This window comes from Sorangium sp. So ce381 (genome assembly GCF_051473845.1).
Classification (GTDB): domain Bacteria; phylum Myxococcota_A; class Polyangia; order Polyangiales; family Polyangiaceae; genus Sorangium; species Sorangium atrum.
Window position 1 is genome coordinate 5,354,264 of sequence record NZ_CP150336.1, and the last position, 21,886, is coordinate 5,376,149.

21 protein-coding genes are annotated in these 21,886 nt (G+C 72.7%); 19 read left to right on the forward strand and 2 right to left on the reverse strand.

Translation table 11 applies throughout. The features are described 5' to 3' along the window. The first annotated feature begins 4 nt into the window (after positions 1-4). The 13 genes from WMF29_RS20060 (at position 5) to WMF29_RS20120 (ending at position 11,568) form a co-directional block, all read left to right on the forward strand. Complete coding sequence (locus WMF29_RS20060) at positions 5-385, forward strand: hypothetical protein (RefSeq protein ID WP_437330384.1); 381 nt, start codon at positions 5-7, stop codon at positions 383-385. Further along, positions 382-669 carry a hypothetical protein gene (locus WMF29_RS20065; RefSeq protein WP_437330385.1) on the forward strand — a complete coding sequence of 96 codons (288 nt, stop codon included), beginning with the start codon at positions 382-384 and terminating at the stop codon, positions 667-669. Before WMF29_RS20060 ends, WMF29_RS20065 begins: the two co-directional genes overlap by 4 nt. Before the next feature lie 69 nt (positions 670-738). Then, a complete protein-coding gene (gene guaA, locus WMF29_RS20070) occupies positions 739-2,313 on the forward strand; it encodes a glutamine-hydrolyzing GMP synthase (RefSeq protein ID WP_272099353.1) in 1,575 nt (524 codons plus the stop codon). 2 nt (positions 2,314-2,315) lie between these two features. Further along, positions 2,316-2,633, forward strand: a complete 318-nt coding sequence (locus WMF29_RS20075; protein ID WP_437330386.1) for a PEGA domain-containing protein — start codon at positions 2,316-2,318, stop codon at positions 2,631-2,633. A 217-nt stretch (positions 2,634-2,850) separates the two neighbouring features. Further along, positions 2,851-3,228, forward strand: coding sequence for a hypothetical protein (locus WMF29_RS20080; RefSeq protein WP_437330387.1), 378 nt, complete (start codon positions 2,851-2,853; stop codon positions 3,226-3,228). Beyond that, positions 3,225-4,043 carry an RNA polymerase sigma factor gene (locus WMF29_RS20085; protein WP_437330388.1) on the forward strand — a complete coding sequence of 273 codons (819 nt, stop codon included), beginning with the start codon at positions 3,225-3,227 and terminating at the stop codon, positions 4,041-4,043. The genes WMF29_RS20080 and WMF29_RS20085 overlap by 4 nt, the downstream gene beginning before the upstream one ends. Before the next feature lie 217 nt (positions 4,044-4,260). Beyond that, positions 4,261-4,431: a hypothetical protein gene (locus tag WMF29_RS20090; protein WP_012236312.1), complete on the forward strand. Its 171-nt coding sequence runs from the start codon at positions 4,261-4,263 to the stop codon at positions 4,429-4,431. A gap of 324 nt (positions 4,432-4,755) precedes the next feature. After that, positions 4,756-6,462 (forward strand): serine/threonine-protein kinase, encoded by a 1,707-nt coding sequence (locus tag WMF29_RS20095; protein ID WP_437330389.1) that lies wholly within the window; start codon positions 4,756-4,758, stop codon positions 6,460-6,462. A gap of 148 nt (positions 6,463-6,610) precedes the next feature. After that, a complete protein-coding gene (locus WMF29_RS20100; protein ID WP_437330390.1) occupies positions 6,611-7,513 on the forward strand; it encodes a hypothetical protein in 903 nt (300 codons plus the stop codon). 152 nt (positions 7,514-7,665) lie between these two features. Then, positions 7,666-9,039: a 3-deoxy-7-phosphoheptulonate synthase class II gene (locus WMF29_RS20105; protein WP_437330391.1), complete on the forward strand. Its 1,374-nt coding sequence runs from the start codon at positions 7,666-7,668 to the stop codon at positions 9,037-9,039. 73 nt (positions 9,040-9,112) lie between these two features. Next, complete coding sequence (locus WMF29_RS20110; protein ID WP_437330392.1) at positions 9,113-9,820, forward strand: hypothetical protein; 708 nt, start codon at positions 9,113-9,115, stop codon at positions 9,818-9,820. A gap of 300 nt (positions 9,821-10,120) precedes the next feature. Then, on the forward strand, positions 10,121-10,444 hold the full coding sequence (locus tag WMF29_RS20115) for a ribosome-binding factor A (RefSeq protein ID WP_437330393.1): 324 nt from the start codon (positions 10,121-10,123) through the stop codon (positions 10,442-10,444). Then, entirely contained in the window at positions 10,441-11,568 is a 1,128-nt protein-coding gene (locus tag WMF29_RS20120; protein ID WP_437330394.1) for an RtcB family protein, read from the forward strand. Before WMF29_RS20115 ends, WMF29_RS20120 begins: the two co-directional genes overlap by 4 nt. 9 nt (positions 11,569-11,577) lie before the next feature. On the opposite strand, the gene WMF29_RS20125 is transcribed toward WMF29_RS20120, so the two are convergent. After that, positions 11,578-14,019 (reverse strand): S8 family serine peptidase, encoded by a 2,442-nt coding sequence (locus tag WMF29_RS20125; protein WP_437330395.1) that lies wholly within the window; start codon positions 14,017-14,019, stop codon positions 11,578-11,580. Positions 14,020-14,622: 603 nt separating this feature from the next. On the opposite strand from WMF29_RS20125, the gene WMF29_RS20130 reads away from it, so the two are divergent. From WMF29_RS20130 to WMF29_RS20145, 4 genes are all read left to right on the forward strand, one after another. Continuing rightward, a complete protein-coding gene (locus tag WMF29_RS20130) occupies positions 14,623-15,270 on the forward strand; it encodes a class I SAM-dependent methyltransferase (protein WP_437330396.1) in 648 nt (215 codons plus the stop codon). After that, entirely contained in the window at positions 15,270-16,241 is a 972-nt protein-coding gene (locus WMF29_RS20135) for an NAD-dependent epimerase/dehydratase family protein (RefSeq protein WP_437330397.1), read from the forward strand. Before WMF29_RS20130 ends, WMF29_RS20135 begins: the two co-directional genes overlap by 1 nt. Positions 16,242-16,298: 57 nt before the next feature. After that, entirely contained in the window at positions 16,299-16,973 is a 675-nt protein-coding gene (locus tag WMF29_RS20140) for a glutathione S-transferase family protein (RefSeq protein ID WP_437330398.1), read from the forward strand. Positions 16,974-17,079: 106 nt separating this feature from the next. After that, positions 17,080-18,816: a cation:proton antiporter gene (locus WMF29_RS20145; protein WP_272099379.1), complete on the forward strand. Its 1,737-nt coding sequence runs from the start codon at positions 17,080-17,082 to the stop codon at positions 18,814-18,816. A gap of 59 nt (positions 18,817-18,875) precedes the next feature. On the opposite strand, the gene WMF29_RS20150 is transcribed toward WMF29_RS20145, so the two are convergent. Continuing rightward, the gene (locus WMF29_RS20150; protein WP_437330399.1) at positions 18,876-19,814 is read right to left on the reverse strand and encodes a DMT family transporter; all 939 of its coding nucleotides are present in this window, start codon (positions 19,812-19,814) and stop codon (positions 18,876-18,878) included. Between the two features lie 287 nt (positions 19,815-20,101). Here WMF29_RS20150 and WMF29_RS20155 point away from each other — a divergent pair, with 287 nt between their 5' ends. Together WMF29_RS20155 and WMF29_RS20160 are read left to right on the forward strand one after the other, a co-directional pair. Beyond that, complete coding sequence (locus tag WMF29_RS20155) at positions 20,102-20,992, forward strand: MlaE family ABC transporter permease (RefSeq protein ID WP_272099383.1); 891 nt, start codon at positions 20,102-20,104, stop codon at positions 20,990-20,992. Between the two features lie 15 nt (positions 20,993-21,007). Continuing rightward, positions 21,008-21,865 carry an MlaE family ABC transporter permease gene (locus tag WMF29_RS20160; RefSeq protein WP_437330400.1) on the forward strand — a complete coding sequence of 286 codons (858 nt, stop codon included), beginning with the start codon at positions 21,008-21,010 and terminating at the stop codon, positions 21,863-21,865. The last annotated feature ends 21 nt before the right edge of the window (positions 21,866-21,886 follow it).

The following is a 21,886-nucleotide window of genomic DNA, read 5'->3' on the forward strand; positions in this document are numbered from 1 at the left end:
CGCCGTGTCCGGCGATCTCCGAAGCTCGAGCCAGGCGTCCTTCGCACCCGGATCCCGAGACGCCGGCCGCGCGCCGCGGGCAGGCAGCGCGCGGCGCGGCGCGGCGCTCCTCGCGGGGGCGCTCGTCGCCGTGATCGCGCCGGCGTGCCGCGGCTCGGACGCAGGCGCAGACGCGCCCGCCACGGCGAGCACGGGCATCCCCCTCGCGGCGCCGGGCGCGCTGGGGGCGCCGCTCGACGCGCCGCCGGCGGCCCCCTCCGTCCCCTCCTCGCCTTTCGCCGATCCGGAGGGGCTCCAGGTGCCGCCCGATCCGGCCGGCCCTCCCGAAATACCACCGTATCGTGCTCCTCCCGCGAACAGCGGGGGGAGCGGAGTGGAGCTATGACACGCGCCCGCCACGCCTCGCCGATCGCCGCGCTCGCCGCGATCCTCGCCGCGCACCTCGCCGCGGCGTGCTCCTCCGCCGCGCCGAAGCCGCTCCCGCCCGGTCCGCCGCCCGAGTACGAGCGCCCGCGCGCGTATGACGGCGGCGTCGGCGACGCGCCCGCCGCGCCGCCCGACGAGCCGGATGCGACGCCGGGCGCGCCGCTGCTCGCCCCGTCGCCGGGCGCGCCGCCCGCGTCCACGCAGCCGCCGCCCACCACGCCGCCGCCGCCCACGCAGCCGTAGCGCAGGGCGCCGCGAGCGGGCGTGCGGCGAGCGCCTCGGCCGCGCGACTCTGGCGGATCCAGCCCCGCCATGCTAGCGGCAGCCATGCTCTCACCCCGGCGGGACTTCGTCGTCATCCTCGATTTCGGCTCTCAGTACACGCAGCTCATCGCCCGGCGCGTGCGCGAGTCTGGCGTCTACTGCGAGATCCACCGCTTCGACGTGCCCATCGCCGAGCTGCGCCGGCTCGCGCCGCGGGCGCTCATCCTCTCGGGCGGCCCCGCCAGCGTGTACGGAGACAACGCTCCCCGCTGTTCCCGGGAGGTGCTGGAGCTCGGCGTCCCGACGCTGGGCATCTGCTACGGGCTCCAGCTCATGGCGTATCACCTCGGCGGCAAGGTCGAGCGCGCGCACACGGGGGGCGAGTACGGCCCCGCGGCGGTGCGCGTCGAGCGCCCGACGGGCATCTTCTCGCGCTTCGCCGAGGGCGACTCCCTCGACGTCTGGATGAGCCACGGCGATCGGCTCACCGCGATGCCGGAGGGGTTCGTGTCGCTCGGCACCACGACCGGCAGCCCGCTCTGCGCCGTCGCCCGCGAGCGCGACAAGCTCTACGGCCTCCAGTTCCACCCCGAGGTCGTCCACACGCCGCGCGGCAAGGAGATCCTCCAGTCCTTCCTGTTCGACGTCGCCGGCCTCTCGCCGACCTGGACGCCCGCGTCGTTCGTGGAGGAGGCGATCGCCGCGGTCCGAGAGAAGGCCGGGCCGAGCGACCGCGTCATCCTGGGCCTCTCGGGCGGGGTCGACTCCTCGGTCGCCGCCGTGCTCTGTCAGCGCGCCCTGGGCGACCGGCTGACGTGCATCTTCGTCGACAACGGCCTGCTGCGCGAGGGCGAGGCGGAGAGCGTCGAGCGGACCTTCCGCGGCCACTTCCACATGAACCTCGACGCCGTCGACGCGTCGGCGCGGTTCCTCGAGGGGCTGCGCGGCGTCGTGGATCCGGAGCAGAAGCGCAAGGTGATCGGCCGCCTGTTCATCGAGGTGTTCGAGGAGGAGGCGAAGCGGGTCCAGGGCGCGAAGTGGCTCGTGCAGGGCACGCTCTACCCCGACGTGATCGAGAGCGTCTCGTTCAAGGGTCCGAGCGCCGTCATCAAGAGCCACCACAACGTCGGCGGCCTGCCCGAGCGGATGAACCTCGGCCTGATCGAGCCCCTGCGGGAGCTCTTCAAGGACGAGGTGCGGGCCGCCGGCGAGGCGATGGGCATGCCGCGGGACATCCTGTACCGCCAGCCGTTCCCCGGCCCGGGGCTCGCGGTGCGCTGCCTCGGCGAGGTGACGCCGGAGAAGCTGCGCGTGCTCAAAGCGGCCGACGCCATCTTCGACCAGGAGATCCGCGCCGCCGGGCTCTACGAGTCGCTCTGGCAGAGCTTCTGCGTGCTCCTCCCGGTGCGCTCCGTGGGCGTGATGGGCGACGAGCGCACCTACGACGAGGCGATCGCGCTCCGCGCCGTGCACTCGACCGACGGCATGACGGCCGACTGGGCGCGGCTGCCCTACGACCTCATCGCCCGGGTGAGCTCGCGCATCATCAACGAGGTGCGCGGCGTGAACCGCGTGGTGCTCGACGTGTCCTCGAAGCCGCCCTCGACGATCGAGTGGGAGTGACGATGGCCAGCGCGAGCGCGAAGCGGACGCGCGCCACGGCGGCGCTCCTGATGCTCGGGCTGTCGGCGTGCGTCGCTCGGACTCCGGCGACGGTCTCGCTGCGGGTGAAGGGGAACGTGCCCGACGCGTCGGTCACCATCGACGACCAGTACATCGGCGCGCTCGCCTACGTCGCCGCCCACGGCGTCGCGCTGCCGCCCGGCGCGCACCGGATCACCGTGGAGAAGGTCGGCTACTTCGCCTGGGACCGCCTGGTCGAGGCCAGGAGCGGCGCCCCGCCGATCCACCTCCAGGTGCAGCTCACGCCCGTGCCGGATTGACGATCTCGCGGGGCCGACACCGGCCGGCCCCGGCGCCGCCGCACATCCGCCGGCGCGCAGGCGAGAGGGCACAGGACGAAATCATCCCCAGGCGGTCTCCGTAATTCATGCGGTGGATGCACGTGGCATCCATCGCGATCTCAACCTTACGGGGGACCGAATCATGCCGAATCGGAGCAGTCCGAAGGCGCGCGTGACGAAGACGCGCGCGCCTTCCATGCACAAAGCAGCCCGGCGCGCCCGCCGGTGCGCCACCCTCGATGTGTGCGGTCCCGAGAGCTGTCGCCCGGGAGGCCGCCTGTTTCACGCCCTGTGCGATCTCGCCGATCGCTTCCTGCAACGCCGGGGAGATCCGCGGGCGATGCAGCTGGGCACCGTGCTGTTCTATGTCGCGTTCCACAGCGCCCGGGCCGCCGAGGACGACGACTTCCGCCTCTCTCTCCGGACCTCCCTGGACATGCTGGTCGAGCTCGAGCCGGTCGAGCGCTGGCTCCGGCCGCCGCCGGCGTCCGATCTGCCGGCCGGCCGGCCTGCGCCGCGCCCCTACCCCACCTGCGCCGGCGCGGAGCTCCCGGCGCCGCGAGGGTCCGGATGACGCCGCCGCGTTCCTCGCCGTCCGCGCCGCCGTCCGCGCCGGCGCGCCCGTCGTTCGAGACGGTCTATGCCGTGGGCTTGCCGTTCCTTCATCACGCGCTCCGCTGGCTGGGCGTCTCGGTGAACGATCTGGACGACATGCTCCAGGAGGTCTTCCTCGCGGCCTATCGGGGCCTGGCCAGCTACGAGCCATGGCGTTTCCACGCGGCCCCTGCGGGCGGCCTCTCCGCGTCAGGGCCGCCGCCCCTTCGCATCACGCCCGAGGCGGCGCTGCATCGGTGGCTGTTCGGCATCGCATGGAGAAAGGCGAGCCACTACCACGCGCGCGCTCACCGGCGCCGCGAGATCCCCTCCGGGGCCGGCGTGTCCTGGCCGTTCGACGGGCGCGCCCCCGCGCCGACGCCGGAGCAGTCGCTCGCGAGCGCGGACCGCGCCGAGATCGTGACGGCGCTGCTGCTGAAGGTCGCGCCCGAGCGGCGCGTGATCCTCGTCATGTACGATCTCCTCGGTGTCGCGGTGGCCGACATCGCCGGCGAGCTTTCGCTCAACGAGAACACGGTCCGCTCCCGCCTGCGCCTCGCCCGCGAGGACTTCCGCGCCGCGGTCGCGCGTCAGTCGGCCGAGCGCCGCAGCGCCCTGTGCGCCCTCACCGCGTCGGAGCGCCCCGTCCACACGAGCGCCGCAACGATGCTCCACACCGTGCGCGCGTTCCCTGCCGTCCCCGCGCCCGCTGCACGCGCGCTCTGGCGCCGCCTCCAGCAGCGGATCGCCGAGCGCTCCGCGATTGCCAGGACCACCCCGCCAGCGCTGTGGTAAGTGCCAGCGGGCCAGCGCCACAAACGCAGGGACGATAGGGACAGAACGCAGCGCACACGGCGCCGCACACGACAACGCAACACGCGACCACGCGACCACGCGACAGCAAGAAGCAAGACGAGAGCGAAAAATACGAAGCGGGCGACCCCACTGGCAGCTTGACGCCCCGGCACGTTTGTGTAGTCTCCGCCGCCCTCGCAGAGAAAGTCCTACGATCATGGCCAATACTCCGAAGTGGAATGTCCGTCTGCGTCACGAATGGCTCGCCACCCCGCTCAAGAAGAAGCGCCTGAAGCGCTGCCAGAAGGCGCGGATCGGCCTGCTCGATGCGGAGCAGCGCAAGGCTGCCAAGCAGAAGCCCGTCCAGGTCGAGCAGCCCGCGAGCTGACGGGGCGACCACCCGTTACGCACCGCGCGACACTTGCCAGTCCGGCCGCGCGAACACCTCGAAATCACGAGCCGCTCACGGTTCCGCAGGTCGGCGCCCTCGCGCGCCGCGATCCGTGGTAGCGTCGCCTCGCGGTGTTCGCCCGCGCGTTGGCGACGAATCGTCGATCCCCACCTCTGGTGAGGGTCGACCCGGATCCATGGGAGCGAGGCCCTGAGCGTGTCGGATTCGAGCTTTTCGCCCGGTCGCTCGGGCACTCCTGCCGTGCCATCGTCCCGCGCGCCCTCCACGGGAGCCGAGGAGGGCGACGGACCCACCCGCGTCATGAGCGACACGGAGCGGCAGGCCGCGCTTGCCGCCGTGCGCGGAGCGCAGGCCGCGGCAGCCGCCGCTGCCGCCACCTCCACGACCGCGGAGACGGTTCGCCCTCCGCCTCCCCCTCCGCCCGCGGCGGGCGCAGCGGCTCACGAGCTGGCCGCCGAGACGGTCCGCCCCGCTGCCCTCCCCAAAGGGCTGGCAGCGGCGGCGGCGCACGACGCGACCGCCGACACGGTCCGTCCACCCGCTCCTCCTGCGGGGAGCGCGGCGGGCCCCCCGGACAGCGCGGCCGGCGGGCAGCCGGCGGAGGCGGACCCGCTCGTCGGCACCACGGTGGCGGGCGCGTACCACGTCATCCGCATGCTCGGCGAAGGCGGCATGGGCCGCGTCTACGAGACGCACCACACCCGCATCCCGGGCAAGCGGTTCGCGCTGAAGACGCTCCACCCCGAGCTCGCCCAGCAGCCCACCGTCCTCGCGCGGTTCCAGCGCGAGGCCGAGGCCGCGGCGTCGATCCGGAGCCCGCACGTCGTCGAGATCTTCGACGTGAACCGGCTGAGCGACGGCCGGCCGTGCATCATCGCCGAGTACCTGGAGGGCAAGGGCCTCGACGAGCTCCTCGCAGGGTCGGGAGGGCGGCTGCCGGCCGGCGCCGCGGTGCGGATCGCGCGCGAGGTATGCGAAGGCATCGCGGCCGCGCACGCCGCGGGCATCGTGCACCGGGACATCAAGCCGGAGAACATCTTCCTCACGGGCGACCCTGCGTGCCCGACGGTGAAGGTCCTCGATTTCGGCATCTCGAAGACCTCCGCGCCGTCCACGCTCACGAGGACGGGCATGGTGCTCGGAACGCCGGCGTACATGGCCCCGGAGCAGGCGAAGGGGGAAGATATCGACCCTCGAGCCGACATCTACTCCGTGGGGGCGGTCCTCTACCACGCGCTCACGGGCCAGCGCCCCTTCGAGCGCAGCGACCCGACGGCGGTGCTCCTCGCCGTCATGACGGAGGAGCCGCCGCCGCCGCGGTCGCTGAACCCGGAGATCCCGCCGGGCCTGGAGGTCATCGTCCAGCGCGCCATGGCGAAGCAGCGAGAGGGCCGCCACGCCTCGATGGGCGAGCTCGCCGGCGAGCTCGCGCCCTACGAGGAAGCGGCCGCGCCCGGGCCGCCCAGCGCTCGCGCGTCGCTCGCGCGCGCGTCCGTCGTGCTCGGGCGGCCTTACGCGCTCTCGCACGCGTTCGGCCTGCCCGGCTCCGCGTCGTCCGAGGCGTACCTGACGCGGCAGATGGTCTTCCTCGTGGTGAGCCTCGGCCTGGGGTGGCTCGGCGCGGGCCTCGTCAGCTGCCTCGCCGGCTTCGCGCGCGCGGCGCGCGGCGACGCCGCCGCGATGTCGGGCCAGGGAGCCACCTTGCTCACGCTCGGGATCCTGTGCGCCCTGTTCGGCGTCGGGCTGCTCGGCGGCTTCTATATCTTTCGCCGCGTCTGGCGGGACGACGCCCGGATGAGCGCGCTCGCGCCGCGGCTCACGACGCCCGTCGTGCTCGCCCTCGTGGCCTACGGGTCCGCGTCGCTGCTCGTGCGGCTCGTCGAGGCCGTGTTCCTGCAGCGCGCCATCGGCATCGCGTGGCCGGTCTGGGACGCGTTGCTCTTCCTCATCAGCGTGCTCGCCGCGGGCGCCGCCGCCCTGTTCCAGTGGCGAGGCCAGCGGCGATGAGCCCGCGGCCGGGCCACCGGACGTGAGCCATGGGCCGCCGTCCGGGCGTGTGTTAGGGGAGCGGGCCATGCCAGCGCAGGCATCTGGGACGGGCGCCAGCCAGGCCAGCACCCCTGACAGACCGGGCGCACAGGCGGGAACAACCACCGTGCTCGGCGCAGGCGGCAACGCCTCGGGCTCGCGCCCCTCCCTGCTGGCGCGGACGCCGCCCGCTGCGCTGTGGCTTGTCACGGGCGCGGCTGCCCTCGTGGCCGTCGTGATCGCCGCGGCGCTGCTGCGCGACGGCGACTCCCTCTCCCGGCTCGAGGCGGCCTCGCTCGCCGAGCGCGCGACGCCGTCGAGCTCCGGCCTCCGGCGTCCGGTCGCGCCGAAACCCTCCGATGCCGTCCCCGCCGACGAGCTCGCGACGGCGACCGCGGGCGGCGTGCTCGCGCTCGAGGCGCTCGCCTCGCGCTACCCGAAGGATCCGGCGATCTTCCGCGCGCTGATGCTGCGCCACGCGCTCCCGCCGCCTTACCACGCCGCCGCGCTCACCGCGGCGAAGCGGCTGCTGGAGCTCGATCCGGGGGCGGCGGCCGACGACGACGTGGAGCGCATCGTCTCGAGCGCCGCCGGCGGACCGCCCGAGGTGGCCTCGGCCGCGCTCGATCTGATGGCGAGCGGCATGGGGAGCTCCGGGCCGGATCTGCTCTACGAGCTCGCGGTGGGCAGCTCCGCGCTGAAGGAGCGCGCCGCGAAGCGGCTCGCGGAGGCCGCGGTCCTGGGGCGAGCGACGCCCGCGCTGCGCATCGCCAACGAGCTCCGGGTCGCGCCCTCCTGCAAGGCGAGGCAGGCCTTGCTGGCGCGCGCGACGACCGACGGCGATCGGCGCGCCATCGATGTCCTCGCGCCGCTCATCACCAGCAAGGGCAAGGGGTGCGGCTTTCTGGGCATGAGCCGCTGCACGGCGGCGTGCGCCTCGATCGCGGGAGAGATCAAGGCGGCGATCCAGGCGATCGAGGCGCGCACCGGGCCATCGCCCCGGGCGGCGGACGCGCCTGCGAGCCGATGACCGCGCCTGCGAGCCGATGACCGCGCCTGCGAGCCGACGACAGCGTCGGTGAGCCGATGACCGCGCCCGCGAGCCCATCGCCTCACGCTCGAATCGATGACGTTGACCGAGGGTTGCGCAGGTGGGAGCCTTGACATAGTAGGGCTCAACTCATGTACGTTCCTGCTCAACCCTGGTCGCCGGATTCATGGCGTGAACGTTTCAACGCTGCGCCCCTCCCGTATGACGAGCCCGAGGCCGTCCAGGCGGCCGTCGAGAAGCTCCGGGCGTTACCGCCGCTCGTGACCTCGTGGGAGGTCGAGCGACTCAAAGGCTATCTGGCCGAAGCGCAGCTCGGCCGCCGGTTCGTGCTCCAGGGGGGAGACTGCGCGGAGACGCTCGACGACTGCCGCCCGAACATCGTCACGAACAAGCTGAAGATCCTGCTCCAGATGTCGCTCGTGCTGGTGCACGGCGCCCGCCGGCCGGTGGTGCGCCTCGGGCGCTTTGCCGGGCAGTACGCCAAGCCGCGCTCCAGCCCGGTCGAGACGCGCGATGGCGTGAGCTTGCCCAGCTATTTCGGGGATCTCATCAATCGTGCTCCCTTCGACGCCTCCGCCCGGCGCCCCGATCCGAACCTGATGATCGCGGGATATCAGCACGCGGCGATCACCCTGAATTTCATCCGTTCCCTGTCGGAGGGTGGCTTCGCCGATCTGCACCACCCGGAGTACTGGGACCTGAGCTTCCTCGAGCGGGCGGATCTGCCCGGCGAGCTGCGCGAGCGATACCAGCGGATGACGGAGCAGGTCGGGGAGGCCCTTCGGTTCATGGAGGCGCTCGCGGAGGTGCCGGTCGGGGAGCTCTCGCGGGTCGAGTTCTTCACGAGCCATGAGGGGCTCAACCTGCACTACGAGTCCGCGCAGACGCGGAAGGTCGCGCGCCGGCCCGGCTTCTACGACCTGACGACCCACCTGCCCTGGATCGGCGAGCGCACGCGGCAGCCGGACGGCGCGCACGTCGAGTTCTTCAGCGGCGTGGAGAACCCGCTGGGCATCAAGCTCGGCCCGAAGACGCTCCGGGACGACGTGATTCGCCTCCTCGACAGGCTCAACCCGGCGGACGAGCCGGGCAAGATCGTGCTCATCGTGCGCATGGGCGCGGGCCGCGTGCGCGACGGGCTCCCGCCGCTCATCGAGGCGGTGCGGTCCGCCGGGCGCAAGGTGCTCTGGATGTCCGACCCGATGCACGGCAATACACTGACGACGTCCGGCGGGATCAAGACACGGAATTTCGAGGATATCCTCACCGAGATCGAGGGGAGCTTCGAGGTGCACGAGTCCATGGGATCCCACCTCGGCGGCGTCCACTTCGAGCTCACGGGCGACGATGTCACCGAGTGCGTCGGGGCCGGGCTCACGGAGTCCGATCTCGACCAGCGCTACGCGAGCCTGTGCGACCCGAGGCTGAACTACCGCCAGTCCCTCGAGATGGCGTTCCGCATCGCCCACCGCATGACGGAGGCCTCCCGGCGCGCGAAAGGCTGAGTCGAAGGGCAGGAGTCCCCTGCTGGCGTTCCGTCGAGACTGCCCAATGAACACCCGCAGGGGGTAGTTCGCCATGCAGACCATCTCGACGGAACAGGGTGAGAGCCGACAGGGCGGAGAGCAAGCCACGGATGCCTCGCACGGGTGCCCGCAGCGCTCCGGCGCCAGCCCCACGCTGCTCGAGCATATCCTGCCGGAAGCCGATATCGTCATGAACCACGCGATCGTGGTGATGGCGCCACCGGAGGTGACGTACGCCACGCTGAAGAGGGTGGATTTCGCGAGGAGCCGCTCTCTCCTCTTGCGCGCGGTCTTCGCGCTCCGCCTGGCCGCCGTGCGGCGCGCCCGGCGCAGGCTCCGCCTCGCGCCGCTCCCGGCGCGCGCGCGGATGTCGCTCCAGAACATCGAGGATTACGGCCAGTCCAAGCTCGCCGAAAAGGAGGGATCCGAGATCGTCATCGGCTCGATCGCGCGCCTGTTCAACGTGGAGAGCATGTTCACGAGGCGGACCGCCGCCGAGTTCAAGTCGTTCGACTGCGCCGGTCACTTCAAGGCGGCGGCGGGCTTCGTCGTGATGCCCTACGGACAGCGCCGGACGCTGCTCGCGTACGAGGCGCGCGTCCGCGCGACCGACACGCGGACGAGGCGGCGGCTGTTCCTCCTGGACGCGCTGACGGCGCCGCTCGGGAGGCTCGTCATGCGCCGGATGCTCCGCGTCGTCGCCAGGGTCGCCAAGTACCAGTGCGCGGCGCCGGCGCATCATCGCCAGCAGGCCATCTAGCGCGATCACCGGCGATCACCCCGCCGGGAGCGCAGCCGGGGCGCGCCTTGCGCCTCGGCCCTCGCTCGTGCACCCTACGCGGCGAAGGAGGCCCGCCATGCACCCCATTGCATCGACGAGCCTCGGCCTGACGCGCCGCTGAGCGCGCCGGCGAGGCTCACATCCCCGAGCTCATCTCGCGTGTCGCTGGAACCGCGCGGCCGACGCGTAGGTGCGTCGCCGCGCCCTCGGGAGCATGGCATGGGCAAAGATCGATCGCGGAGCCGCGAAAGCGCGCGCTCCGTCGTGGATGCAGGTTCGTTGTTCGGTGGGACGGCGGCGCGGAACGCGCAGCGCAAGGAGCGCCAGCTCTGCCGTCAGGTGCAGGAGGCGGTGAGCGACGCGCTCGCCGCGCTCCGCGACGACGTCCTCCAGGGCGTCTGGGTGATGGGGGTGGAGCCGGCGCCGGACGCCAGCCGGCTCGCGGTGGTCGTGCAGGTCAGGCCTGGCACGCCGCCGGAGCTGGCGGCGGCGCGGCTGGAGAAGGTGGCGGGCTACGTGCGCTCGGAGGTCGCAGGGGCGATCACCCGCAAGCGCGCGCCGACGCTCGCGTTTCAGGTGCTGCCGCCGGAGGGAGAGCCGTGAGCGCGCGCATCTCCGCGTGGCTCCCGGAGGGCGCGAGCGCGGCGCTCAGCGCGTCGCTCTCGCGGCTCGCGCGCACCGAAGACGTCGCGCACATCGCGGTCATGCCGGACGCGCACGTGGCCGACGACGTGTGCGTCGGCACGGTGACCGCCACGACCCGCCGCCTCCTGCCGGCGGCGGTCGGCGGCGACATCGGCTGCGGCATGGTCGCGCTGCGGCTCCGCGCGGACGCCGATCTGCTCGCGGATCGCGATCGCGCGGCGCAGCTCCTCTCCGCGCTGTGCCGCCGCGTCCCGCACCTGTTGCGCCCCGCCGCCGGCGCCCCGCCGCTGCCCGGCGATCTCGCCGAGGCGCGGCTCGCCGCGCCTCGCCTCGAGGCGATGAAGCACCGCGAGGGCCGGATGGAGCTGGGCACGCTCGGCCGGGGCAACCATTTCCTGGAGGTGCAACGCGACGAGGAGGGCGCGCTGTGGCTGCTCCTCCATAGCGGCTCGCGCGCCATGGGCCCCGCGATCCGGCAGCACCACGAGGCGCTCGCGGCGCGCGACGCGTCGGGCGTCCGCTTCCTCGACGCCGACAGCGAAGCCGGGCGCGCGTACCTCGATGACGCCGCCTGGGCCGCAAGGTACGCGCGGGCGAGCCGCGCGCGGATGGTCACCGAGGCCCTCTCGCTCTTCGCCGAGCTGTTCGGCGTCGACGCCGACGCGTCGTCGCGCGTCGAGGTCGATCACAACCACGTCCGGCGCGAGGAGCACGGCGGACGCGCGCTGTGGGTGCACCGCAAGGGCGCCATGGGGCTCCGCGAGGGGGAGCTCGGCGTCGTGCCCGGGTCGATGGGGAGCCCGAGCTTCCACGTCGAGGGGCGCGGCCACCCCGAGGCGCTCGGCTCGTCGGCGCACGGCGCCGGGCGCGCGCTGCCGCGGGGCGAGGCGCGCCGCCGCATCGGCGCGCGGCAGCTGCTGCGAGAGGCCGAGGGCGTGTGGTTCGATCACCGCCTCGCGGACCGGCTGCGCGAGGAGGCGCCCTCGGCCTACAAGGACATCGGCGTGGTCATGCGGGCGCAACGCGACCTCGTGCGCGTCGCGCGCCGGCTCTGGCCGGTGCTCGTCTACAAGGCGCCATGAGCGGACCCGTCACGGCCGATCGAGGGTGACGACAGGCGACGTCCACGTCTCCCAGTGCGCCTCGTTGTCCGGATCGCCGAGCGCACGGAGCGCGCGGAGCTTGATCAGGTAATCCCCGTCCGGCACGACGGTCAGCCTCCCGTCGAGCGTCGTCGTGCCCTTCCATCCGTACCGCGTGACCGACGTCGCGGAAGCGCTCTGACCGACGTGGGACAGCATCAGCGCGCGCCCCCACGGCTTCGCCGTGGCGGCGTCGACGATGTCCAGCGTCAGGCGCTCCGCGCCGTGATCGAGGTGGACGACCACATACGGCACGTCGTCCGACTGCAGCGTGTAGGCCGCGCCGCGCGGCTGCTGGGTCAGGCGCGCCCCGCTCAGCTTGCCGAGCCACGGAGCCCCGAGACCCGACGGCTTGAGGACGGGCAGGCTCTGATAATCGCCCTTGAAGCCCGCATACGGCACCCGCAGCAGGCCGTCGGCCGCGCCGCCCCGCGGCGTGAACACGAGGTAGCCGCCGAACAGGCCGCCTTCCGCGAGCGCGTCGCTCGCCGTGACCGTGACGGAGACGGTCGCGCTCCCGGCGGCGGGCACCGTGACGCTCGCGGCGCTGAAATCGACGCGCGCAGCGCCGGTCGTGGCGCTCGCCGGCGCCCAGTGGTCGCCCGCGGTCGCGCACGCCGCGGGCACGTGCGACAGGTCATAAGTGACGTCGTGCCCGCTCGAGTTCTCGAGCGTCAGCGTGCGCGCGGCGGGGCCGGCCTCGCTCTCTCCCAGCGAGAGCTTTCCAGGGATGATCATGGTGGTCGCGCGGATCGCCCGGTCGACGCGGATCACCCCTGCGCCCTGCCGATGCGCGCTCTCCGGCACGCCGGCGCCCAGATCTCCGCTCCACGGCGCGGGGACCGCGGTGTTCTGCAGGACGTCGCGCACGCGCGCCGCGGACAGCTCCGGGCGCGCGGCGAGCAGGAGCGCGACGGCCCCGGCCACGTGCGGCGCCGCCATCGACGTCCCGCTGAGCGTGTCGTACGAGCCTTGCTCGATCGGCACCGTCGAGTAGATCGTGCCCCCGGGCGCCGCGAGATCGGGCTTGAAGGACAGCGCCGCGCTCAGGCCGTACGAGCTGAAGCGGGAGACGAGGCCCGCGGTGCCGTTCCGCGCGGCCACGGCCCGATGGGTCCAGCTCTGGGTCACGGATCCCGCGTCGAGGCGCGCGTTGAGGAGCTCGCCGTCCGCCTGCGCGATCCCCACGACCGGGATGGTGATCGGGTCGTCGCCCTCCACGGACGGGCTCATCGCCCCGGCCCGGTCGTTGTAGAGCACGACGCCGACGGCGCCCGCGGCCTGCGCGCGCGCGGCCTTCAGGTGGAACGAGCAGCCGCCGCGCCGGACGAGCGCGATCTGGCCCGCGAGGCTGCCGGCGGGGAGAGCGGCGCACGCGTCGCGCGCGCTGGTGATCGTCCCCGTGCGCGCGAGGGCGGCGCTGCCCGAGAGCGGCGCGGGCGGGCTCCCGGCGGCGCGAGCGTAGCCGATCACGGCGTCGCCCGGCGAGACGGTGAACGACAGGGTGGTGACGCGGGAGCTGTCGACGGACGCGGTGCCGATGACCGCCTCTCCCACGCCGGGCGCGCCGGCGGCCCAGAGCCCCTTTTCGCCGCTGTTGCCGATCGACGCGACGACCACGACGCCGCGCCCGACGAGCGCGCTCGCCGCCGCCGCCGTCGGGTAGTCAGGCCACTGGAACGGCGTTCCGATGCTGATGTTGATGACGTGCATGCCGTCGCTGGCTGCCCGCTCCATCGCCTTGAGGATGATGTCCGCGCGAGAGCCGCCGCGGCAGCCGAACACGCGGTAAGCGCCGAAGGTCACGTCCGGGGCCACGCCCTGCACGACCCCGTTCGCCCCGATGATGCCGGCGACGTGCGTGCCATGGCCCAGGCAATCGTCGGGCTGTCCGTCGGGCACGGGCGGCTTGCTCGGGTCGCCGGCGACGAAATCGTCGCCGACGAAATCGTAGCCAAACGCCACGCGGCAGCCCGGGCCGAAGCAGCCTCCGAGATCGGGGTGATTGTAGTCGATGCCGCTGTCGATCACGCCGACGCGGATGCCCTCGCCGGTCACGCCGAGCTCTCGGCGCACGACGTCCGCGCCCGACATCTCGCCTGCGACGGCGAGGTCCGGGTCGACCGTCGGCGCCGCGCGCGTGGTGTCGAGCTCCACCGGCACCACGGGGTAGACGGCCTTGACCCCGGGCATGTCCGCGAGCGCGGCAGAGCTCTCCTGCGCGACCCGGACGGAGAGGCCGTTCCAGAGCTCCTCGAACGAGAATCGTTGTTTGTACCGGAGCCCGCGGGCCGCGGCGGCTCGCCGGAAGAGCTCCCGCTCCTCCTCGGCAAGGCGCTTGACGCGGTCGCCCCCGCTGTCCCTCGCGGCCGGCGCTCGCTCGAACTCCACGAACCAGAGCTCCGTGGCCTCCGCCGGCGCGAACGTCGCTTCGCCTGGCTCCGAGTCGTCTGGAGGGGCAGTGTCGTGGCCCGCCTCCTTGTCTCCAGTCTCTCCGCTGCACCCTGAAATGGCGAACCAGAGAGATGCCAGAACGAGCCGGCAACCACCGCACCTCACAAGCCCCTTTCCGCGCGCTCCGATCATCGATCAGCTATGTTCGATGACGCGAATCGGTCAAGCGTGAGCGGCGCGAGAACGGCGAGAGGCGCGCGCCACGGACCGTCATTGTCGCAGAGCATGGAAGAGTGGTTGTTTCGGAGCAGCCGCCCATTCGGGTGGGGCGTAACGAGGACCGCGCTGTGCGGCCCTGCCACGCGCGGCGGAGCGGTGTCCACGAAGCCCAGGGCGCCCTGAGAAGCCCCCTCGAGAGATGTCGTTATCTCGCGATGTCGTCGCTGTCCTGCCATGCCGCGGCGTCCGAGCTCGTCGCGCTCACGAGGCCGCCTCGGCCTCCAGCGGCGCGTGTCCGGCCCCGGGCGTTGCCGGTCCTCGGGCGCTCGACTAGCGTGGCGCGGCTCTCCGGCGCGGGCGGCGCCGGGGCTCGGATGCACGATGACGGTCCTAGAGCGCGCCTTGTTCTCCTTGCACCATCGCCTGGTCCACGTGCCGCGCGTGGCCCGCGTCGCGCGGGCGCTGGCCGCGCAGGTGGGCCCTGCGGCGTCGCTGCTCGACGTGGGCGCGGGCGACGGCACGGTCGCGCTGGAGGTCGCGCGCCTGGTCGGGGCGCCCCGCGTCGTCGGCGTGGACGTGAAGGCGCGTCCCGGGGCGGCGCTGCCGGTCATCGGCTATGACGGCGAGCGCCTCCCCTTCCCCGACGCGGCGTTCGAGGCGGTGCTCCTCTCCGACGTGCTGCACCACGCCGCGCGCCCCGGCGCGCTGCTCGCCGATGCGCTGCGGGTCACGTCCCGCGTCGTCGCGCTCAAGGATCACTTCCGGTTCGGCCCGGTCTCGGAGCGCGTGCTGCTCTGGATGGATCTCGCCGGGAACGCCGCGCCCGGCGTCGAGGTGCGGGGCACGTATTTCACGCCGGGCGGGCTCGTCGATCTCGTGCGCGGCGCGGGCGGTCGCATCACCGGCCTCGAGTGGCCGCTCCGGATCCACGATCTGCCGTTCCGCCTCGTGACCCAGGATCGCCTCCAGTTCGCGGCGCGGATCGAGCGCCTGGCCTCGGGGATCGCGGGAGCCGCGGGAGACGCGTGATGAAGGAGCTCAGGTCGTTCGTCGTCGGCGGCGCCGGGTTCATCGGGAGCCACCTTACCGATCGCCTGGTCGAGCGCGGCCCCGTGACGATCTACGACAACCTCTCTGTCGGGCGCCGCGCGTTCGTGGCGCCGCACCTCGCCTCCGGGCGCGCGGCGCTCGTCGAGGCCGACGCCCTCGATCTGGAGCGGCTCACCGAGGCCATGGCGGGCCACGACCTCGTCGTGCACCTCGCGGCGAACCCCGAGGCGCGCTGGGGGCTCGCGCGGACGCGGCTCGACCTCGATCAGGGCACCATCGCTACGTACAACGTGCTCGAGGCGATGCGGCGGACGGCCGTCGGCCGGCTGATCTTCTCGTCCTCCGGGACGGTCTACGGCGACACCGCGCGTCGGTGCGCGGAGGGCGATCTCGGCGCCTTGCCCATCTCGCTCTACGGCGCGAGCAAGCTCGCGGGCGAGGCGCTCATCAGCGCCTATGTCGAGTGCTTCGGCCTCACGGCGTGGATCTACCGCTTCGGCAACGTCGTCGGGCCGCGCGGGACGCACGGCGCGGCGCTCGATTTCCTGAAGAAGCTGCGCGATCGGCGGACGGAGCTCGAGGTGCTCGGCGATGGGCGCCAGTCGAAGCCGTACCTCGATGTCCGGGACTGCGCGGAGGGGATCCTGTTCGGCTTCGATCAGGCCAGGGAGCGGCTCAACATCTACAACCTCGCGCCCGAGGACACGACGAGCGTCTCGCGCATCGCGGAGCTGTGCGTGGCGGCGTCGCCCTATCCGGACGCGGTGATCCGGTATCAGGGAGGCGAGCGCGGGTGGCCTGGGGACGTGCCGCGATCGCGGATGGATCCTGGCAAGCTGGCGGCGCTGGGCTTCCGGGTGCGCCACACGAGCGACGAGGCGGTCCGCATGGCGGTGGAGGCGCTGGCGAGCGAGGTGTTCGGGGGCGAGCTGGCGCGACGAGCGCGGTGAGCGCGCCGTCGACGCGGCCGCCGCCGCGCGTGTCGACCGCGGTGGTAGACTCCGCGGATGGCTGAGCTCACCCTCTATATCGGGAACAGGACCTATTCCTCGTGGTCGCTCCGGGCCTGGCTCGCCCTGAAGCAGGCTGGCGCCGATTTCGAAGAGGTGGTGATCCCCCTCCGGGCGCCCGGCACGCGCACGCTCGAGATCCAGCGTTACTCTCCGTCGGGCAAGGTGCCGGCCTTGCAGCACGGGGCGCTCACGATCTGGGAGTCGCTCGCGATCGCCGAGTATGCGGCGGAGATCTTCCCCGCGGCGAAGCTCTGGCCGGAGGCGCGCGACGCGCGCGCCGTCGCGCGATCGGTGAGCGCCGAGATGGCGAGCAGCTTCACCGCGCTCCGCACCGCGCTGCCGATGAACGTGCGGCGGAAGATCCAGGGCGTGGCGCTCACCGAGGCGGCGTCGGAGGACATCGCGCGCGTCCAGGTGATATGGAACGACTGCCGATCGCGCTTCGGCCAGGGAGGCGAGTTCCTGTTCGGGCGCTTCAGCGTGGCGGACGCCATGTACGCGCCGGTCGCGACGCGGTTCGACACGTACGGCGTCGAGCTCGACGCCGTCTCCCGGCGCTACGTGGCGTCGATCCTCGGGCTGCCCGCGATGCAGGCGTGGGTCGCCAAGGCCAGGGAGGAGCCGCACATCATCGAGGCGTACGAGGCCATCGGCGTCGTGGGCGTGTAATAAGTGAATATGTAAGCAGAGGCGAGCGGTCCGGACCGCGCTCGCGATCGCCGGCGGCGCCGCACCGCGATGCGGCGGCCGGCGACGGAAAGCGCTAGACCCGGACATGCCGCACGAACTCGACCTCATCCTCACGATCACGGGCGGGCTCACCGCAGCCCTGGCGCTCGGCTTCGTCACCCAGCGCCTGAGGCTCTCTCCCATCGTGGGCTACCTGCTGGCCGGCCTCCTCGTCGGCCCCTTCACCCCGGGGTTCGTGGCGGACAAGCGGCTCGCGGACCAGCTCGCGGAGATCGGGGTCATCCTGCTGATGTTCGGGGTCGGCCTGCAGTTCCACGTCCGCGAGCTCCTCGCCGTGCGCAAGGTCGCCGTGCCAGGCGCCCTCATCCAGATCGCGGTCGCCACGGCGCTCGGCGCCATGGTCGGCCGCGCCGCGGGCTGGACGTGGGGCGCGGCGGTCGTGTTCGGCGTCGCCATCTCGGTGGCGAGCACCGTCGTGCTCACGCGGGTCCTCAGCGACAACGACGTTCTGCACACCCCCGCTGGCCACCTCGCCATCGGCTGGCTCGTGCTCGAGGACGTCTTCACCGTGCTGGTGCTCGTGCTGCTCCCCGCCGTGATGGGCGAAGCCGCGGGCGCGGGCGCGGCGGGCGTCGCCGTGTCCGTGGGGATCGCGGTCCTGAAGCTCGCCGGGCTCGTGGCGTTCATCTTCATCGTCGGACAGCGCGTCATCCCCGCGCTGCTCGGGTACGTGGCGAAGACCGGCTCGCGGGAGCTCTTCACGCTGACGGTGCTCGTCGTCGCGCTCGGCGTCGCCGTGGGCTCGGCCATCCTCTTCGGATCGTCGATGGCGCTCGGCGCCTTCCTCGGCGGCCTGGTCGTCGGCCAGTCCGACTTCAGCTCGCGCGCCGCGTCGGAGGCGCTCCCGATGCGCGACGCGTTCGCCGTGCTGTTCTTCGTCTCGGTGGGGATGCACCTCGACCCGGCGCAGCTCGCCGTGGGCTGGCAGCTGGCCGCGGGGACGCTCGCGGTGGTGCTGATCGGCAAGCCGCTCGCCGCGCTCGCGGTGACGACGCTGCTCCGCCGCCCCCTCCAGACCGGCTTCGCCGTGGCCCTCTCGCTCGCGCAGATCGGGGAGTTCTCGTTCATCCTCGCGGCGCTCGGCAAGAAGCTCGGCGTCCTCCCGGTCGAGGCCGAGCAGGCGCTCGTCGCCGCCGCCATCGTGTCGATCACGCTGAACCCGGTGCTCTTCGGCCTCCGGGATCGCCTCGCGCGATGGACGTCCGCGCTCTTCCTGCGGCGCGAGGCGGCAGCCGAGGCCGCTCCGGCGGACGAGCACGCCCACCGCACCGTCGTGGTGGGCTACGGCCCTGTCGGGAAGACGCTGACGCGGCTGCTCCGTGAGAACGGCATCGCGCCGACCGTCGTCGAGCTGAACCTCGACACGGTGAAGCAGCTGCAGGACCAGGGCATCCGCGCGATCTACGGCGACGCCACGCAGCGGGAGATCCTCGAGCGGGCCGGGGTCGGGACGGCGGACAGCCTGCTGTTCACGGCGGCGGGCGCGCCCGGGGACGGCGTCATCGAGCAGGCGAAGGGCGTGAACCCGCGGCTGTTCGTCCTCGCCCGCGCCTTCTACCTGCGCGAGGTGACCGCGCTGAAGAAGGCGGGCGCGGACGTCGTGGTGACAGGCGAGGCGGAGGTCGCGTTCTCGATGACCGAGCGCCTCCTCGTGCGGCTGGGCGCGACGTCCGAGCAGCTCGAACGCGAGCGCGATCGCGTCCGGAGCGAGCTCTTCGGCGGCGGCTCACCAGGGCCTCGCCCCGCGGTGCACGACGCCTGACCTCGCGGCGGGCATGCGCCGCGCCCCGCGGCCCCGGCGCTCCCGAGCGGGGTGCAGGTTCACTTCGACTTGCCGAGCCAGGTCACTCCGCCCACGACCAGCGCGAGCCCGGCGACCTGCTGCCACGTGGCCGGCTCGCCCAGGATGACCCAGGAGAACGCGATCGTGAGCACCGGGCCGAGCGTCGAGAACGTCGCCGCGCGGCCCGCGCCGAGCCGCCGGATGGCGGCGGCGAGCAGCACGATGGGGAGCACCGTGCTGATCGTCGCCATCGCCGCCGCGTACCCCCACACCGACGCCGGGAGCTCGCCCAGCCTGGCCGGGCTCCCCGTCACCGCGTAGTGCGCGAGCACCATCACGCACGAGGCCGCCCCGCAGTAGGCGGCGAGGCGCGTCGAGCCGACCCTGGAGGCGAGCTTGCCGACGCCGATGTAGTAGAGCGCGTAGGTCACCGAGCTCGCGAACACCCACGCTCCGCCGACGGCGACGGCCCGCACGTCTCCGGTTTGCTCGAGATCGTGCCAGACCGCCGCCGCGAGCCCGAGGTAACACACGGCGAGCGCTCCCCAGGCCTTCCCGCGCACCGGCTGCTTCAGCCACGCCGCGCCGATCAGGAGGACCAGCGTCGGATACACGAACAGGATCAGCCGCTCGAGGCCGGTGCTGATGTACGTGAGCCCGATGAAGTCGAACAGGCTGGAGAGGTAATATCCGACGAACCCGACGATCAGCACACCTCCCCAGAGGCGGGGCGTCAGGGGCCCTTCGGCGGCGCCGTGCTCCCTCCGGGCGAGCCACAGGAAGAACGGCAGCGCGATGCCCATCCGCAGCGCGAGCAGCGTCACCGCGTCGACGGGGTGCGCCGCGTAGGCGAGCTTCACGAAGATCGCCTTCAGCGCGAACGTCGCCGCCGAGAGGACGGCGAACGTCCGGCCGTCGTCGAGGAGGCCAGCCCGGATCTCGCCCGTCGACGCGCCCGCGCCCTCATGAGGGGACATCGCATCTGCTTCTCTGCTCTTCACCAGGCTCGCTCCACCAGGGATCGGACATCGTCGCCGACAGCCCGCCTCCGGGCCGGCGCGCTCCTCCGGCGAGGCGCGCCGGCATTGCGCGCAGGAGCGCGCGTTCGCCATCGCACGAGACGGCCTCGGGGTGAGGCGGGCACATTTCAGGTAGAGGACGATCTCCTGTTTGGGTAGCGGTCTCGACCTCTCGGGCGTCGGCCTCCCGGGGCGCCAGATCGCGCCGCGCTCCCCGGGGGCCTTGGGCTAAGCTCCGGTCTCCCATGACGTCTCCTGCTGGCCCAGGCACCGCCGCGCGCGCTCACGGCGGCGGCGCGCTCGCCTCGTCCGGCGCGCCTCCCGCGCCACCCGTGAAGCGGCCGCGCGCGCCGCTCGCGCAGGAGCCCTCCGGCGTCCACCAGCTCGGCGGCTCGTTCCTCCAGATCGCCGCCACCGTGGGCGGCATGGCCGTGCTCGCGGGCAAGATCGCGGCGCGCGTGGCCACGCTCCGCGTCGATGGCGCCGAGTTCATGCGCAACCTCTACAGGATGGGCGTCAAGTCGATGCCCATCGTCATCGTGACCGCCCTCTTCACCGGCGCGATCATGGTCATCCAGGCGGCGCCGCTGGTCGAGCGCTTCGGCGCGCACGGCCTGCTCGGCTGGGGCGCCGGCTTCGGCACGCTCCGCGAGATCGCCCCGCTGCTCACGGCGCTCATGATCAACGGCCGCGTCGGCGCCAACAACACCGCCGAGCTCGGCACCATGGTCGTCACCGAGCAGATCGACGCCCTCCGCGTCCTCGCGATCGACCCGGTGAGCTTCCTCATCGCCCCGCGCTTCCTCGCGATGGTGCTGACGCTGCTCCTCTCGGTGATCTTCGCCGACGCGCTCGCCCTGCTCGGCGCCGCGCTGACCGGCGACCTCCTCCTCGGCGTCGCGCCGGCCGTCTTCTACAACGGCCTCACGAGCGGGCTGCTCGACATCGGCGACGTCACGAGCGGCCTCGTCAAGAGCGTCGTCTTCGGCGTCGTCCTCGCGCTCTCGAGCTGCCAGTACGGCCTCGGCGTGACCGGCGGCGCGCCCGGCGTCGGCCGCGCGGTCAACGCGACCGTCGTCGCCTCGGCCGCCGGCATCTTCATCCTCGACTACTTCGTCTCGTTCACGCTCGACTGATCGGCGGCGCCGCGCATGCCCTCCCCGGACAAGAGCTCCCCCGATCGCCCGAGCGCCGGCCCGCCCTCGAGCGAGCTCAGGGATCTCGCGCCGGAGGCGTCCGGCGTCGCCGCGCTCGGCGCCGCCGCGCTGTCCCTCTTCCGGTCGGCGCACGAGCTCTACTCGGTATTCGTGAGGACGCTTTACTACTGCGCGAAGGGGCGCCGCGAGCCGGGCGCGGTGCTCCTCCAGATGTACGAGATCGGCAACAAGTCGCTGTTCTTCCTGACGGTCGTGATGGGCTTCATCGGGATGATCATGGTCTTCCAGGCCGGCCAGCAGGCGAAGCGGGTCATCCCGGATCTGACCATGCTCGGCGCGACGTACCTCGAGCTGCTCGTCCGCGATCTCGCCGCCTCGATCGCCGCGCTGATGCTCGCCACGCGGGTCGGCGCGGGCATCGCCGCCGAGATCGGCTCGATGGTGGTGACCGAGCAGGTCGACGCGCTCCGCATGTGCGCGGCCGATCCGATCGACTACCTCATCAAGCCGCGGTTCATCGCGAGCGTCCTCATGACCACGTGCCTCATCGTCTGGAGCGCCGCGGTCTCCTTCACCACCGGGATGATCACCGCGTACAGCATGTTCGACGTCAGCCCCGAGACGTTCATGAACGTCAGCCTCGTCGACGCGGGTGATCTCGCGACCGGCCTCGCGAAGTGCGTGGCCTACGGCGCCGCGATCCCGGTGGTCTCCGGCCACTCCGGCCTGTCGACCTTCGGCGGCAGCGAGGGCGTGGGCTGGGCGACGACGCGCGCGGTCGTGAACTCCTCGCTCGCGGTCATCGTGCTCAACATGCTGATCTCGGCGGCCGCTTTCCTGATCTTCCGCTAGGCGGGCGGCCCCGCCGCGCCG